General features: G+C 45.6%; 13 protein-coding genes. 10 read left to right on the forward strand and 3 right to left on the reverse strand.

The window, feature by feature from the left end; all coding sequences use genetic code 11:
* The first annotated feature begins 5 nt into the window (after positions 1–5).
* From ACJJI6_RS09750 to ACJJI6_RS09770, 5 genes are all read left to right on the forward strand, one after another.
* Positions 6–1,205, forward strand: coding sequence for a glycine C-acetyltransferase (locus ACJJI6_RS09750; RefSeq protein ID WP_282933632.1), 1,200 nt, complete (start codon positions 6–8; stop codon positions 1,203–1,205).
* 85 nt (positions 1,206–1,290) lie between these two features.
* The gene (gene tdh / locus ACJJI6_RS09755; protein ID WP_444896565.1) at positions 1,291–2,316 is read left to right on the forward strand and encodes an L-threonine 3-dehydrogenase, zinc-binding type; all 1,026 of its coding nucleotides are present in this window, start codon (positions 1,291–1,293) and stop codon (positions 2,314–2,316) included.
* Positions 2,317–2,724: 408 nt separating this feature from the next.
* The gene (locus tag ACJJI6_RS09760) at positions 2,725–3,141 is read left to right on the forward strand and encodes a hypothetical protein (protein WP_475713255.1); all 417 of its coding nucleotides are present in this window, start codon (positions 2,725–2,727) and stop codon (positions 3,139–3,141) included.
* Positions 3,142–3,478: 337 nt separating this feature from the next.
* Positions 3,479–4,555, forward strand: a complete 1,077-nt coding sequence (locus ACJJI6_RS09765; protein ID WP_475713256.1) for a helix-turn-helix domain-containing protein — start codon at positions 3,479–3,481, stop codon at positions 4,553–4,555.
* Between the two features lie 90 nt (positions 4,556–4,645).
* Positions 4,646–6,076 (forward strand): amidohydrolase family protein, encoded by a 1,431-nt coding sequence (locus tag ACJJI6_RS09770; RefSeq protein WP_475713257.1) that lies wholly within the window; start codon positions 4,646–4,648, stop codon positions 6,074–6,076.
* 611 nt (positions 6,077–6,687) lie between these two features.
* Here ACJJI6_RS09770 and ltrA (ACJJI6_RS09775) read toward each other — a convergent pair.
* Positions 6,688–7,986, reverse strand: coding sequence for a group II intron reverse transcriptase/maturase (ltrA, locus tag ACJJI6_RS09775; RefSeq protein ID WP_475711195.1), 1,299 nt, complete (start codon positions 7,984–7,986; stop codon positions 6,688–6,690).
* 737 nt (positions 7,987–8,723) lie between these two features.
* Here ltrA (ACJJI6_RS09775) and csrA point away from each other — a divergent pair.
* From csrA to ACJJI6_RS09790, 3 genes are all read left to right on the forward strand, one after another.
* The gene (gene csrA / locus ACJJI6_RS09780; RefSeq protein ID WP_475713258.1) at positions 8,724–8,894 is read left to right on the forward strand and encodes a carbon storage regulator CsrA; all 171 of its coding nucleotides are present in this window, start codon (positions 8,724–8,726) and stop codon (positions 8,892–8,894) included.
* A gap of 882 nt (positions 8,895–9,776) precedes the next feature.
* Positions 9,777–10,322: a hypothetical protein gene (locus ACJJI6_RS09785; RefSeq protein ID WP_475713259.1), complete on the forward strand. Its 546-nt coding sequence runs from the start codon at positions 9,777–9,779 to the stop codon at positions 10,320–10,322.
* 1,133 nt (positions 10,323–11,455) lie between these two features.
* Entirely contained in the window at positions 11,456–11,995 is a 540-nt protein-coding gene (locus ACJJI6_RS09790) for a hypothetical protein (RefSeq protein ID WP_475713260.1), read from the forward strand.
* Positions 11,996–12,067: 72 nt separating this feature from the next.
* Here the strand turns inward: ACJJI6_RS09790 and ACJJI6_RS09795 are convergent, their stop codons facing one another.
* Both ACJJI6_RS09795 and ltrA (ACJJI6_RS09800) read right to left on the reverse strand, forming a co-directional pair.
* Positions 12,068–12,289 carry a hypothetical protein gene (locus ACJJI6_RS09795; protein WP_475713261.1) on the reverse strand — a complete coding sequence of 74 codons (222 nt, stop codon included), beginning with the start codon at positions 12,287–12,289 and terminating at the stop codon, positions 12,068–12,070.
* The gene (ltrA, locus tag ACJJI6_RS09800; RefSeq protein ID WP_475713262.1) at positions 12,290–13,339 is read right to left on the reverse strand and encodes a group II intron reverse transcriptase/maturase; all 1,050 of its coding nucleotides are present in this window, start codon (positions 13,337–13,339) and stop codon (positions 12,290–12,292) included.
* Positions 13,340–14,030: 691 nt separating this feature from the next.
* Here ltrA (ACJJI6_RS09800) and ACJJI6_RS09805 point away from each other — a divergent pair.
* Complete coding sequence (locus ACJJI6_RS09805) at positions 14,031–14,414, forward strand: hypothetical protein (protein ID WP_444912535.1); 384 nt, start codon at positions 14,031–14,033, stop codon at positions 14,412–14,414.
* 132 nt (positions 14,415–14,546) lie between these two features.
* Entirely contained in the window at positions 14,547–15,380 is an 834-nt protein-coding gene (locus ACJJI6_RS09810) for a hypothetical protein (protein ID WP_475713263.1), read from the forward strand.
* The last annotated feature ends 643 nt before the right edge of the window (positions 15,381–16,023 follow it).

The raw sequence follows: 16,023 nt of genomic DNA on the forward strand, positions 1-16,023 counted from the left end.
ATACCATGTCAAAGCCAGAACAATTCTTTGAGCACCTGCGCAGCGAACTCAAACAGATCGATGCAGACGGCCTGTACAAACGCGAGCGGATTATTACCTCCCAGCAGGCCGCTGAGATCCAGGTGAACAACGACACCCAGGTACTGAATTTTTGTGCAAACAACTACCTGGGCCTGGCCAACCACCCGGACTTGATTGAAGCGGCCAAAGAAGGGCTCGAACAGTACGGCTTCGGCATGGCATCGGTGCGCTTTATCTGCGGCACCCAGGACATTCACAAAGCGCTGGAATCGCGCCTGTCTGAATTCCTGGAAACCGAAGACACCATTCTTTACACCTCCTGCTTCGACGCCAATGGCGGCCTGTTTGAAACACTGCTGGGCCCGGAAGATGCCATCATCTCCGACTCCCTCAACCACGCCTCCATCATCGACGGCGTGCGCCTGTGTAAAGCCAAGCGCTACCGCTACGCCAACAACGATATGGCGGAACTGGAGAAGCAGCTACAGGCCGCAGACGCCGCTGGCGCCAAGACCAAACTGATCGCCACTGACGGCGTTTTCTCTATGGACGGAGTTATCGCCAACCTCAAAGCCGTGTGCGATTTGGCCGACCAGTACAATGCCCTGGTAATGGTGGACGACTCCCACGCAGTGGGCTTCCTCGGAGACCACGGCCGCGGCACCCATGAATACTGCGATGTGATTGACCGCGTCGATATTATTACCGGCACCCTGGGCAAGGCCCTGGGCGGCGCTTCCGGCGGCTTTACTTCTGGCCGCAAGGAAATTATCGACATGCTGCGCCAGCGTTCGCGCCCCTATCTGTTCTCCAACTCCGTAGCCCCAGCGATCGTCACCGCCTCCCTGAAGGTGTTGGATATGCTGACTGAAGGCGGCGAGCTGCGTGAACAACTCCGCGACAACTCCGCTTACTTCCGCAAGCGCATGTCTGAAGCAGGCTTTACCCTGGCCGGCGCCGACCACCCGATCATCCCCGTGATGATTGGCGATGCTGCGCTGGCGCAGAAAATGGCTGACAAGATGCTGGAGCGCGGCATCTACGTAGTGGGCTTCTTCTATCCGGTAGTGCCCAAGGGCCAGGCCCGCATCCGCACCCAGATGTCCGCCGCTCACACCCGCGAGCAGCTCGACCAGTGTATCGATGCCTTCATTGAAGTTGGCCGCGAACTGAATATTATCTAAACCAAACAGCGGTGCTGATACGGTAATTCTCACAAGGAATTCACCGGAGCGGCGCCGCGCCCTGCCATTTGTAGTTTTAAAAACAATGAAAGCACTATCCAAGCTGAAATCTGAAGTGGGAATCTGGCTTACCGATGTGGAAATCCCCACACCGGGCCACAACGACCTGCTGATCAAGATTCACAAAACCGCAATTTGCGGTACCGACATGCATATCTACAACTGGGATGAATGGTCGCAAAAAACTATTCCTGTCCCTATGGTGGTAGGCCACGAATATGTGGGTGAAGTCGTCGGTATGGGGCAGGAAGTTGCAGGTTTCCAGGTGGGCGACCGTGTTTCCGGTGAAGGCCATATTACCTGCGGCCACTGCCGCAACTGTCGCGCCGGCCGCCGCCACTTGTGCCGTAACACTTACGGTGTCGGTGTAGACCGCCCCGGAGCTTTTGCCGAGTATCTGGTAATCCCCGCGCTCAATGCCTTCAAGATCCCGGATAACATTTCTGACGATCTCGCCTCTATTTTTGATCCCCTCGGTAATGCGGTACACACGGCCCTGTCTTTCGACCTGGTGGGCGAAGATGTACTAATTACCGGCGCCGGCCCTATCGGTATTATGGCCGCAGCAGTCGCCAAACATGTTGGCGCACGCCATGTAGTTATCACCGATATCAATGAATACCGCCTGGACCTGGCACGCAAGATGGGCGCTACCCGCGCCGTAAACGTTGCCAAGGAAAACCTCAGCGATGTGATGAACGAGCTGGGAATGAGCGAAGGCTTTGATGTTGGCCTGGAGATGTCCGGCGTACCCGTCGCCTTCCGCGATATGATCGCCGCAATGAACCACGGGGGCAAAATTGCCATGCTCGGTATCCCCGCAGGTGAAATGGCGATCGACTGGGGGCAGGTTATTTTTAAAGGCCTGATGATCAAAGGTATTTACGGCCGTGAGATGTTTGAGACCTGGTACAAAATGGCCAGCCTGATTCAATCCGGCCTGGATTTAACCCCAATTATTACTCACCAGTTTTCGATCGATGACTTCCAACAAGGCTTCGATACCATGGGATCTGGTGAATCCGGTAAGGTTATCCTGAACTGGAAATAAGTCCCAATGGCTGCGGGATTGCCCGCAGCCATTCTCCCTGCCCTCAATTTACTCCCCCCCTACCCCAAAATATCTTTGCGTTACCTGCCAGCTTCTACACATTTGCAGTTGCTACAGCTTAAACAGTTAGCGACTGAAATAGATCTTCTAAAACTTCGATTATTTTTTCAAAATCATGGATCATTAGGTTCCAGCCCACCTAACACACGATTCATTCAGCATCCCTGAAGCCTATTTTTACTGTACATCTTTATATTTATAGCGCCTGAACCTGGTACGATCGGACAGGATCGCTACCACATTCTACTCCTACATAGGTCTTCCGGTTTTTACTCCAATTGATTCCAAGATAACAATCGGGATAATAAAGATCAGATTTACTGCGGCACAAATGTTAAAAGTAAGAACATGAAACTATATTTAACTTTGGCATTACTTCTTTTTACACCATTTGTCATAGCAGACGAAAACCTCTTCTATGTGGGAACTTGGCAATCAAATGAAAAAAAGACTTTAGCCAGCATGAACAGCGTGGAGGACATACCCGAGAAAACCCAAATGCTCTTCCGCTCCAATTTCTTTGGGCGTCTCGTGAATGTAGTTCGAGTAGATTCGTTTGCAACTTACATCATAGGGGAAAAGCCTGAGGTATTGACATTTTCATCACATACGATCGAAGTCTTGAGTGCCGATACGATTCGTATCACATATTACGACGAACTCTCCACTTCTGATGAGACACAGATTTTAAAATACGAAAATAACTGCTACTCATTGCCGGTAACAAAATGGGAGTTTAGAGAATATTTTTGTCGTGTTGAATAAGACTCGCAACAAGCAGAGGTATACTCGTGTACTTCGAGTAATCGATCTCAGCTTCACTCCGCCCCATACTTTGGGAAGTTACACTTAGAGTGACTCTGAATAGCTCCATAATACCCCTGCGGATCTTGAAGGCTGCAGACGTTAGGCACAGCTCACCGAAAATGACCTGGTTGAAACGCAGCAGCTGTGGCATTCAACCCCCACCCTTCTGGGCCTACAGATTTGTTCAGAGGCTCCATAAGTAGTCACCCGGTATGATCAAATACAGGAAGTTTCGAACGATGTTCCCATTTAAGAAATTCTGCTTATCGATTTATAGATTATTATTTGAGCAAACATGGTAAATTACTCCGCATCTAATTTTTTACAGATAGCCTTTATCACCCTATCGATTCTAGGTATTGCATTACTTTGGGCGCAAAACCGTTTTACAGCAATGCGATACTTGTTAGGCGCCACTGCATTATTGATGACATTTAATTTTGTAGAAGAAACGAAAGTAGTTAATCTTGGCTATTTAATCACGCCTTCGTTCTCATTATTGATGGGCCCATTATTTTTTGCCGTAGTTGCACAATTAATATCCGCCAGTTATCAACAACAACGTAAACACTGGGTGCACTTAGCACCAGCAGCAATCAGTTTATTATTTAATCACTGGCCCCAGTGGGTTTTAGCGGCCGGTACCTTAAGTCAGATTGTGTACTTCTCATTAAGTATAAAAGCGCTTATTCGATATCAACATATCTTGCCCCAAAACCGCTCCGATGCTAACAAATTGAGAGCTGATTGGGTTAAGCGTATCCTATGGGTTCTGGTTGGCGTTGCACTGGTGGATGCAGTGCGGCATAACTTGCAACCTTACTTACCTATTCCTCTTTTGCTCAGATGGTACCTTGTAATGCAGCTGAGCTATTTTTTGATTATTGCTTTGCTTGTAATTCGCGCGGTTAGGGAACCGCAGCTATTTGCGGGTTTAACAGATGGCGAACAAGCCCTGGGCTTATCCGTAATAGAAGGTTGTGATAAGGGAAAGTGCAAAGCTGACGAAACGACTCAGGCGGATGCCCTTTTCAAGGAGCTTAACAAACAGGTTCATAGTCAACAGCTCTATCGCCTACCAAGGCTATCCCTCCGGGACTTGGCACAACATACAGGGCTTGGAGAGAAAGATATTTCCTGGGCCATCAATCAGGGCTATGGCGGTAACTTTAATGACTATGTTAATGCTCAGCGTTTGGCAGATGTAGTTTCGCAACTTGATTCAGCAAAAGAGAGTGATTCGGACAAAAAAGTTCGTCTCCTCGATATTGCACTTGAAGCGGGCTTTAACTCTAAATCCAGCTTCAACAGCCTGTTTAAGCGCCACCTTGGGATGACTCCTAGTCAGTATTTAGCAGCAAAACCCCAATAATGGTTACTTTGGACGTGCAAAATCTGGATTTCGGACGCTAGAAGCTGATAATTTTGGCATTTTGGCCTCTTTGATTCAAAAGAGGTCATTATGAAGTTTTCTTCCTATTTTGCTCGTTCATGGAAAGCAGCGGTAGCTATTTTAGTGTTCATTAGCGTTGCTGCGCTCGGATCTTGGGGATGTGCATGGTACAACCCTCCCTCTTCCTACGGGTTAGCTGAACAGAATGCTCGCATTGTAGTTACCGATATCACAGTCATCGACACCCAGCATAATACAGCCGTAAGTAACCAAAACCTTGTCATTCAAGATGGAAGAATTGCCCAAATAACTAGCGATGTAATACCTGAGATTGAAGGCGAGCTGAGGATTAATGGCCTGGGTAAATATGTGATGCCAGGCTTAATCGATATGCACAGCCATGTATGGGGGCGGTCCGATCTATTTGCTATGTTAGCGCACGGAGTCACTCGCACAAGAGTTATGGCTGGCAATTCCCCTCAGCGTATTCTTAAAAAATGGATCGATACTGGGGATATAGCCGGCCCTCATATGGTGTTATCCGGTGCACCTGTTAATCAACATTCCCACTATGCCAGTGGCCGACACCACAAGTTTATTGGTAGTAAAGAAGAGGCTCGCCAGCTGGTTCGCCAGCAATATCAACAGGGGTACCAGCAAGTTAAAGTTTATGACGGTTTATCCCGTGAGGTTTTCTTCGTTATAGCTGATGAGGCGCAGAAGCTCGGCATGCCTTTAGCTGGCCACCCACCTTTTGGTATTACTCTCAATGAATACTTATCGGCTAAACCGCAGTCATTAGAACATGTGGAAATGATCTTTCAGGCACATTTGAACTACGGCTATCAGCAGGAGAGCTTCGATGAAATTGTGCAGCAACTACTAGATAGCAACGTACCAGTTAGCCCTACATTAATCGTATATGACAACGTAGCACAGATCGCTCAGCATGGGCCAGACTACTGGCACAGCATAGCTGATGATCTCGAGCTCAATCACCCCGCGATAAAAGCAATGGGTGAGCAGAAGGTTAATGGGATACATAGTGCTAAAGCGCAACAGGATTGGCAGGGTAAATCCAACATTTTCGGAGATATGGCCAAGCAGCTAAACCAAGCCGGTATTGAGATACTGATAGCGTCAGACGGAGGAACCTTCTATACGCCCAACGGCTTGGGCACTATTCAAGAAATGCAACGATTAGTGGAGGTGGGGATTCCTGTTAAAGATGTATTGCGAGCCGCAACCCATCACCCAGCAAAAGCACTGGGCATTAGCAATAAGGTGGGCTCAGTTTCCACAGGCTTTAATGCCGAACTATTATTGCTCGAAGACGATCCACGAGAAAACTTAAACACACTCACCAAGCCCCTAGGGGTAATTTTTGATCAGAGATACTACGATAGACATAGCCTTAGTGAAATGAAAGAGCTAGCTAAAAGCACAGGATCGAAAAGTAAATTCTATTTTTGGTGGATTTTGGATAATTATATTTATTAGCGACGATGCCAGTTAAATAAACTAAGAATGTAACCCACAAAAGACAAAGTCCAGCCGAATTAGAAGGGAATTCCATATTAAAAGGTATAGTCCCCCCACAAAGTGAAGGTGACCAAACCTACTAATATCCTCACTCAGAACCATCTAATTCGGCTAGTAAGCCATACAAACCTCAAACCCAAAGTTTAAAAGTAGATTTTTTAACCTGAGGTTCACTACCAATGATTCAATGAGTTCGAAGTGCGAATTTACAAAATATAGGCACAAAAATGATCTTATTGGATTTTATTAAGTTTGTTTTAATATCAAAGCTACGTAAAATCGATGGATATGTATCGGCAAATAAAGGTTACTTGAACGAGTCTCTATGAGGTTCAAGTAAGCTACAAGAGAGACCTAAGATCTCTGAAAAAGACTCACCTACTTAAAGGAGAACGCTAGAGCAATATAAGAATAAGTAAAAGGCGCTGACCCAAGGTGCTACCAACACCAGGGGCCAGCTAACCACATTGATACGCAAACTATCAAAAGTCGAGTAGACCAAAGGAACTTCCCCTTCGACCTCTCACAGAACCGTACGTGAACCTCTCAATTCATACGGCTCTTCGTATTCAGCACATTTTCAATCTTCCCATTCTCCAGTGTGCAAACAAGCCGCGCATTTGTTGACGAACCTTACCAATAAAGGCCCAACTCTTGAAACAGCTTCGCTTCAGATGCTTAAACTTCTTCCTAGCCCAACGCATCAGCGTTTGATCAAGATACTTCTGTAGCCGATAAACACCATATCTCCGCCCAAAGTGACCATAATAGTTCAGCCAACCCTGTATTGCGGGATTAAGTACCTTTGCCATTTCAGATAGTGATCGATCCACCCAGTTAATCACACGCCACTGCCTAACCTTATCCTTGATCCTCTTGAAAGCTTTAGGGCTCATTGATGGACCAAAGGCGGTGAAGGTTTGTCCATGGCGATTCTTTGCTTTCCTGGGACCAAATCGATAACCCAGAAAGTCAAAATGAATCACAGGGTGGTTGTCTTTGCGGTTGCTGTTCTTGCAATAAACCTTGCGGGTTTTCTCTGGATGAGCTTCAAGCCCGCAGGAAGTCAGGCGTGCCTTCAGCGCTGCCAGTAAGCGATCTGCTTCCCGGGGATTACGACAATGGTAAACCGCATCATCAGCGTAACGCTCAAAAGGAATTTCTTTGTGCGTTCTTACCATCCAGACGTCCAGCGCGTAGTGCAAAAACAAGTTCGCCAACAGTGGGCTGATTACGCCCCCTTGTGGAGTGCCTTGTGTTCGCTCTTCAAACTGTCCATCCTGATGCTGTACCGGAGCCGTCAACCAGCGCTGCACATAGAGTCTGACCCACCGATGATCATTATGTTTATCTAATGCCTTCAGTAGGAGTTCGTGATTAATATTGTCAAAGAAACCTTTGATGTCTAAATCAACCACCCAGATTCTATCCCAGCATCGTTGTCGAGTTCGGCGCACTGCGTCTATAGCAGACTTACCTGGTCGATAACCGTAGGAGTCAGGGTGAAAGACCTTCTCCAATTCTGGTTCCAGCAGTTGCTTAGCCACCATTTGTGCAATGCGATCTTCGATTGTGGGAATACCCAGTGGTCGCAGGCTGCCATCGAGCTTCGGAATATCCACTCGTTTGACGGCTGATGGAAAATAGCTGCCAGATGACATTCTATTCCACAGCTTGTACAGGTTTCTGGCGAGATTCGATTCGTACTGCTCTATCGTTATCCCGTCAATCCCCGCACCGCCTCCATTGGCCTTGATCTGCTTCCACGCTTCCCAAACCGCCCGTTTGGGAATATTGAATGGCTTTGCGCTAATCGTTAATTCCTCCCCCTCTGGGTTGATTACACGGTTAGTCGCCGAATACGACAACCCCTTCGCTCCACGACCATTACAGTCACTTCTCCACTACTACGGGTTGTTCCGCCCCTGTGCCCAGTCTTGGTACTCAACGTCTTGTAGGGCCTCTACTTGACGCTCTTCCTTAACACCTGGACGACAGGTTCTCCTGTTCCACCCAAAAGCCTGTTGTGTGTTCACGCCGCCTTTATGCCGGATGTCACTTGGTCGGTAAACAGGTAACCTCCAAGCTTATCCCCGCACTTAGCCAGTGCACGGGTTTTGACATCATCTTGGTAATCCGCTTTCGACACCTCATCAGCGGTTCATTTGCATTCGTCTCTACACAACATACCTGACGTATCTCGTACGCCTTTTCCTCAAGCGCTTCTAACCAAAGCTCTTTACTCCGATCACCTTGAGGCGGTTTGTTACCACTTCCTGCAAAGCGATAACGGAGGGCCGACCTCCATCTCCTGGATAGCACGTATTTATTTATTTTTTTTATTTATAAAAAATAAATTAAAAAAAATACTCAGGACGCACTGGCTGTATGGATGATACGCTAGATACCCGCTCGTCTTCAATAAAGTGGAGTAGATTCAGCAGCTTGGAGAGTGTCCTCAAGCTCTGGGAGCGTTGCGCCCGCCTTTTCTTCTTCTATGCCTATCGTTCTCGCGCCCCACCTCTTTCAAATCCCACACATTACTTCTTGAATCTTCCCACTACGGAAGGCCATCTTCTATTTTGCAATTCAGCAGGAACGAAATATGTTAATTTTAAACCGCCGAGTTGGTGAAAACCTCAGAATTGGGGCAGAGATCTCAATCACAGTATTGGAAGTTAAGGGAAACCAGATAAGCATCGGCATAGACGCCCCAAGGTCAATATCCGTGCACCGTGAGGAGGTCTATCTGCGTATTAAAAAGAACAAGCGGTAATAGATAAGAGCTACTGATCACAAGTTTGATTTTGTACTACTTTGTGAGTCTATAGCTCGTAAACCCTACAACGGGAAGAGCTGAAGCAGCTGATTTGTGTGAAGTATTTCAAATCCCATGCTTGATTGAACTAACAGGCTTTCGCAGCCAGGAAGATCTATCGATGTCTACATCGTGCGTACAGTAAACTCATTAACACTACAAAAATAGCCTTTGCCCAAGTTCAATAACGTACTCACATCGCCACTATAGAAGCTAGCCTCTAAACCAGTTCTCAATGACCAGTGTCAAGCAACAATACTGCACACAGCCCTGCCCTTTAGCTGCTTCACGCCCTTAACTCGGCTAAGGAGAACCAGAACCTCTCCTTAGCCGCCTAAATACTTTGATCTTTTAAGCAGATAACCCCCACCTAGATTACTACTTCAAACAAAAATTGAGCAGATTTTCCCCACTAGACTTCTACTACTCAATCGTCAGCTATTCAGAGCAACTGTTCCTAGGATTCCACTCTGCTTATAGCCCACTTTCTGTATGTTTTGCCGTTTCAACCTATCTTACACGACGTCCAAATAAAGTTAGCAAGCGCTAGCTCGCCAGATTTTCGATCATCATGACCGTTATTTTCTTACTGTCGATAACTACCACTGAAATAGTAGATGATTCAATAAGTTAAGAGCTTTCTGATATTGCTTGATAGTAGTCATGATGATCGTTTTTCCATTTTGTACGATTAGCCCAAATTCGTATAACCTTCTGATTTAAAATGAAAATTGATCTCTCTCTAACTAGATTGATTCCGAGATAGCAATCAGGATAATAGTGATCAGAATGATTACTATATAAATGTTAAGTGCCTATTGGTGAAATAAGGTAAAGCTGGTGGATAAAGCTCTCTTAAAAAAATATAAAGAATACGCAGCTACGGAGGAGGCTTTTGCGGTACTGTTCGTCCGAAAGTATTTGCGTAAAGCTCAAGGGCATTGGATAGATATCACAGATAGTCGCCAATATGAGATGTCTGATGATGAACTGCATTTCCGCTATGTGCATGGTGGCTTATTTACACGTAGATTGCGGCCTAAATATCCGCCAAAATCAGAATTCACGCGTAATGGTAGTTTTGATGAACGAACTTATACACAGGTAGTTAGGGCTATTACGTGGGAAACCGCACATAAGGATATTGAGCATCAAAAATCGAAGCGAGTATCACCACTAAATTTCAGCATCACAGGTGTAAGTTTCGACAAAAATAAAGGGCACAAAGGATACTTTCGTGATGATGCACCATCAGAAATAAAAGCTTTAGAAAGTAATTTGTCGAATCGAACTGATCCGCTTTGGGATACTGCTATGCAGTACGTAAGCGAGCCTGAATTCGTGTATAAAATTAAGGGGGTGCGGCTGTACAAGGGCCGCACTTAACAAACAGCGGCAGAGCGACAGCCAACGCTGGGCGTTATGCAAAAAAAATGAAAATACTAATTCTAATACTTACAGTCTTATGGTCCTCATCAGTTTTTTCGTCATGTTGGCTGGATCTTGAATCAGAGCAGGTCAGTTTTGAGATCATTGACCTAGGTGCGGATGGTATTGTGACGGTCCGGGCGATATATCCATATGAAATCGACGAGTGGCAGCTGGGTTCTGTCGATTTAAGATACTCCGAAAATCTAGGTGTGCATGTAATTTCCACTTCTTTGGCTAAGGAAGAGCATGGAGATAAGTTAACATCTAAAGTCACGTACAATTCAAACCACTATAATTCAATCGCTATTTGGGTGTCTTATACACACCCAAAAAGTGAATGCATCAAAATAAAGCAGTATGGTGGTTGGTAAATGCATAACAAACCGCAGCAAGCGCACCCTTTGGTCGCTGGGACAGCCAAAACGCTGCGCTTATTTGTCAGCCCCTGTGCGGGGCGTTCAGGCTGTAGAAAAACTAATATATGTCTTTGCCTCCTTAGATGTGATCAAATATTAACCATAAATGGTGATTTTATGTGAATTCTGATTTAGCTTTCACTGATGAGTAGGCTATTTTTCACGTAGAAGCACAGTACGAAAAGAGGGCTGAGTTTTTCTACAGCCTCGTTATGTGTAATTCACGATGACGAAATCACGAAAAATAATTGCTGGGCTTTTACTGTCCTTTATCGTATTCGGAATAATTGAGGCGTTTTTTCCCAAAGAGGGGGATGCCTTGGGACTATTCCATGGTTTTGTGATCTTGGGTTTTTTGTTTTGGTGGATCGGAGTTCATGCGAGTGAAAATGGTATTGTTACTCCGAGGGGAAGCAAAATTCTAACCTTGCTCCTAGCTCCGCTAGGCTTGCCATACTATTTCTATAAGGGGTATGGTTTTAAGAAGGGCACAATACTTTTAGTGGGGGCTCTGTTGCTTTTGGTTCTATCAGTCGGCATGTATATTGTTGGCTTCGGCGCTACCACTCAGCTAAACACATAACAAACGCAAGCAGGATGCTACGGCCCTTCGGGTCTCCGCGGGACGCCCAACGCCATGCGGAAGTAAAAAACTAGAGAAGGAAAACAACTATGAATCCAAATGATCTTGTCGAGCTTTTTGTTAAGCATGGTTTAATTTCAAATGAGCCAGAAGAAAAAGAAGAGGCTTTAGACCTCTTAGATGAGGATGAAGAAATTGAGGTTAATGTGGCTGAGTTACTTTCAGATTGCGCCGAGGAAAAGTCAATTTGGTTTTCAATTGGAGACTGCGTACCAGAAGATATTATCGGAGAGTTTCTAGAAAACTTCTCGCAAATCAAAGAAATTACTGATGGTAAAGTAGAGGTTGAAAACTTATCTTCAGTACCGGCTATTGGTACGCCAGTAAAAAACAGCGAGAAAGTCACTATCTCTTATTCATGGGGTAATAACGATTATAAAATTACATTCTCACAACATGACCCAGATAGTTTTATTAATGAATTTTCAGAATGGGCTAATCAAGCTCTAAATGGCGATTTCTTGTTCTTTAATGACGATCATCCTTTTGGCTACCATATACCAAAAGCCTTAATTAAAGAGTTAGAAAAGGTTGGCATCGAGAACGCGGTGCAAAGTGCAATCGCATAAATCGGGTAGCCGGTAGTTTCTAGCTACCGGCCCCCACACCACCCATCGTGCGGGTCCGCAATGGGCGGTTCCCTATCCGTAATGAATCTCTACCCAACGATCTCGCAATGAAATCAACCCCATCTCTTCGAAGAACTCATTATTGAGCGCAATATGAATACCCTCAGTTTTTGCGCTTCGCCAGTAACTTTTACCGGACGAGCCGCAGGTAACTGCCAGCGACTCACTCACACCCATACGCAGTAAATTTCGAACTTTCGTTCTCACTCTGCGCCAATTCTTCCAATAGCTCATTCATAATCGCCGCCGTATCCAGCAGTCAAGATCTATACATTTTTGATAGCCTTGCGCTATCCCAAAGTAGTTGATCCAATCACGGAGGTATACGGTAAGTTCTTTCAGTTTCTTTTCCATAGAGATACCACGAGATCGCCCTGTAATCTGGCGGACGCGGTATTTAAATTGGCGCAGTGACTTATCATGCCAGACAAGCTTTGCTCCACGGAAAGAAAAACCCAGAAACTTACAACGACTAACGGGGACTACTTGGCTTTTAGTATCGTTAACTTTGAGCTTAAGCTTGCGCTCAACAAAGCGTTTAATACTCACCATTACCCGTTCACCCGCGCGCTTGGAAGCAACAACAATCACAAAATTGTCCGCATAGCGGACGAAATTGTGTTGGCGTTTTTCCAGCTCTTTGTCGAGCAGGTCGAGTACAATATTGGACAGCAGCGGCGATAAAGGGCCACCTTGTGGCACCCCCTCATAACACGCTTGCCAACATCCATCTTCCACCCAGCCTGCACGCAAATAGCTTGCAATCAGTTTGAGTAAACGCTTATCGCTGATTCTTTGGCCAAGTAAACTCATGAGGAAGTCATGGTTGACCCGGTCGAAGAACTTAGACAAATCGACATCTACGGCTATTCGCTTGCCACCTTCGATATACTTCTGTAGCTTTTTCACCGCATGATGCTGTGATCGCTTTGGCCGGAAGCCATAACTAAACTCTGAAAAAGTCACATCGAAGATGGGGTTGGTGATTTGCGCGATAGCTTGCTGAATAACACGATCAAAGATCGTAGGTATCCCAAGGCCTCGCTGACCACCGCCTGACTTGCGAATGTAGACGCGTCTAACAGGCAGCGGCTGGTAATGACCTTGCCGAATGGCTTCGATAATTTCAGCCCCAACTGCCTTGAAGTGCTGCACAAAATCATCAACGGAAATCCCATCGATACCTGCGACACCTTTATTGGCTCGAACGTGCTTCCATGCAGCATTGAGGTTTTCTTTGCTGAGGATAGCGTCGAGTAGATTTTCATTTGAGTTGAGTGTCATGGCAGTGCGCTACGTCAATTTTATATCCGGCTGGCAACATATCGGTAGGCTAGCCCTGTCTTTTAACTCGTGGATTTTGGGTTCAGGTCTTCACCCTGTCCAAGGTATTAATCTTGGCATTTGGCTACTATGCCGTCGGCTGACTTCTGTTCAATCACCTTGGCCATCACTGGCCGAGGCGCCTCTGTGTTCCACCACTTTTTTTTTTACCCCCGCGATGGTGGCTAGCGGGCTGAGCCTACTTATGAGTCAGCGGCCACGCTGACAGCTTTACAGTAGCAGGTTGAACAGATCTCCCCAGATAAGAACGTGAACTTTCACTACACAACTGCATCATTTACTTTACCCGTTAGATCACATGGCTTCGGTGTTCTTGGCCACCTCGCCTCCAGGCTAAGCCTTATATGATGTTTCTGTCCGTCAGCTCGTAGCTTTGCTAGCGGCTTCCTCCCCACAAGACCTCACGGTGTTGCAGTTGCCATTCGCTAGTAGTTAGCATTTAATGGAATTCATTAAACGGTGATCCTCCTACAGGGGACTTTCACCCCATTAGTTCACGCCCATGCTGGGCGTACCAAATTGCTGCATCCGACCACCTACACTCCGCCCGCTTTGTGCTGTACGCTACGCTAGCACAAAGCGGCTCCATTCCGGTGGCGGTTGAGCAAGGCGTTATGCACATGGGATGTATATGAAGAAATATCTGACCGTCTTTGTAGTAGTGATATGTACGAATTCACTCGCTAGCATTCAAGAGCAGCTTACATATGAAGAAGCTCAAGACCTTAGTGCTAAACAGTGGAAAGAATATAAGGATAGTAATCTATACAGAGATTACTTTTCGATATGGACGAATTTCAATAACCAAAACAGAATCGATGAAAGAGGTGGTTGTTACAAATTTGGGCAAGAAACAGTAGATTTGGTTTCAATTCAAGGTTCGGATGGCATAATTCGCGAAGTAATCACGAAAAAAGATGATGAGAAGTCTGCCTGCTTTGTAAAGGCTTATAAAGGGGTGAAATTTCCTAAACCGCCTATTTCCCCCTTTTACCATAGGATGCAAATGAAGTAATGCATAACAAACGCAGGCAATCGGACAGTCAAAACTGTCACGCCTTTTGTATTAAAAGACGCGCCATTTTTTCCTGCCTTCGCTACGGGCGTTATGTGACCGAGCTGAACTCATAGATATGGAAATGGATGAATGACAGAAATTAATGTTAGTGTAGAAGCGGAGATGAAAAGCGATAGCGAAGCAAAGGTATTCGCTAAAAACATGAAGTCGGCAGCAAAGAGCAATGAATATGATTTCTATAAAACCATAAATAGTCTGTCTAGAAAATCTATAGAGAAAGATTATCAAGAGCTAACTATTGAAAATATAAGCCGAAGTAAAAATCTAGTGTATATAACCGCATATAGCGGACGGTCTTCATCAATAAATTGGCTAGGAATGTCTATCTCCAAACTAGGAGTAAAAAAGCTATATATGCGAGAGGGCTGGGATGAGGGTAGCTTTAACTACTATTATCTAAATGGCGATACTGTTTGCAAGAAAACCTTCGATGGAAAAGTGGTACCAAAACTCTCGCCAGAAGATATCGAAATTAATAAAAGACTATTCCTACCTGAAGGCCGTGTGAAAGTTACTGCAACATTAGAGGCATATGAAGAAATATCAGGAGGTAAAGGTAAAAAATTATTGATGGAGTTCTTAACCTCTAGGAATGAGAAGTTCTACTACCAGGGTGAGGGTGAGTTAACGGATCTTGTTTCTGAAGACTATGAAAGCTTGACTGAGTTTAATGCGTCTTTTGAACGAGGAATGCTAAAAGGTGAATATGTGTCTTTTGCTAAACGACCATCAGAAATTGCATACTCATTTAATGAGGAAGTCATGAGACAGAAACACCCAGAAATGTTCCATAAAAGAGTAGAGGATCTACATACTGTAGCTAAATGTCCATTTTGTGGTAGCTCACTTAGGACAGAGAAGGCTAAACAATGTCCAAGTTGTTATAAAAGTTGGAGGGAATGAAATGAGTGAGCACATAAATCGGGTAGCCGGTAGTTTTTAGCTACCGGCCCCTACACCACCCATCATGCGGGTCCGCAATGGGCGGTTCCTATCCGTAATGAATCTCTAACCAACGATAGTGTCGAGCAGATCTTCATTTGAGTTGAGTGTCATGGCAGTACGCTACATCAACTTTAACCGACTGGAAACATATCAGTAGGCTAGCCCTGTCTTTCAACTCGTGGATTTAGGTTCAGGCCTTCACCCTGTCCAAGGTATTAATCTTGGCATTTGGCTACTATGCCGTCTGCTGACTTCTGTTTAATCACCCTACTCATTACTGAGCGGAGCGCTGCTGTGTTCCACCATTTTTTTCTATCCCCGCGATGGTGGCTAGCGAGTTGGGCCTATTTATGAGTCAGCGGCCACGCTGACAGCTTCATAGCGGCAAGTTAAACAGATCTCCCCAGATAAGAACGTGAACTTTCACTACACAACTGTATCATTTACTCTACCCGTTGGATCACTTGGCTTCGGTGTCCTTGGCCACCTCGCCTCCAGGCTAAGCCTTATATGATGTTTCTGTCCGTCAGCTCGTAGTTTTGCTAGCGGCTTCCTCCCCACAAAACCTCACGGTGTTGCAGTTGCCATTCGCTAGTAGTTA

The organism is Microbulbifer maximicatervae (SeqCode) (genome assembly GCF_056232625.1).

Bases quoted from the DNA above. Each gene is read 5' to 3' on its own strand.
- ACJJI6_RS09750 (WP_282933632.1), top strand. From the start codon at position 6: ATGTCAAAGCCAGAACAATTCTTTGAGCACCTGCGCAGCGAACTCAAA.
- tdh (WP_444896565.1), top strand. From the start codon at position 1,291: ATGAAAGCACTATCCAAGCTGAAATCTGAAGTGGGAATCTGGCTTACC.
- ACJJI6_RS09760 (WP_475713255.1), top strand. From the start codon at position 2,725: ATGAAACTATATTTAACTTTGGCATTACTTCTTTTTACACCATTTGTC.
- ACJJI6_RS09765 (WP_475713256.1), top strand. From the start codon at position 3,479: ATGGTAAATTACTCCGCATCTAATTTTTTACAGATAGCCTTTATCACC.
- ACJJI6_RS09770 (WP_475713257.1), top strand. From the start codon at position 4,646: ATGAAGTTTTCTTCCTATTTTGCTCGTTCATGGAAAGCAGCGGTAGCT.
- csrA (WP_475713258.1), top strand. From the start codon at position 8,724: ATGTTAATTTTAAACCGCCGAGTTGGTGAAAACCTCAGAATTGGGGCA.
- ACJJI6_RS09790 (WP_475713260.1), top strand. From the start codon at position 11,456: ATGAATCCAAATGATCTTGTCGAGCTTTTTGTTAAGCATGGTTTAATT.
- ACJJI6_RS09795 (WP_475713261.1), bottom strand. From the start codon at position 12,289: ATGAGCTATTGGAAGAATTGGCGCAGAGTGAGAACGAAAGTTCGAAAT.
- ltrA (WP_475713262.1), bottom strand. From the start codon at position 13,339: ATGACACTCAACTCAAATGAAAATCTACTCGACGCTATCCTCAGCAAA.
- ACJJI6_RS09805 (WP_444912535.1), top strand. From the start codon at position 14,031: ATGAAGAAATATCTGACCGTCTTTGTAGTAGTGATATGTACGAATTCA.
- ACJJI6_RS09810 (WP_475713263.1), top strand. From the start codon at position 14,547: ATGACAGAAATTAATGTTAGTGTAGAAGCGGAGATGAAAAGCGATAGC.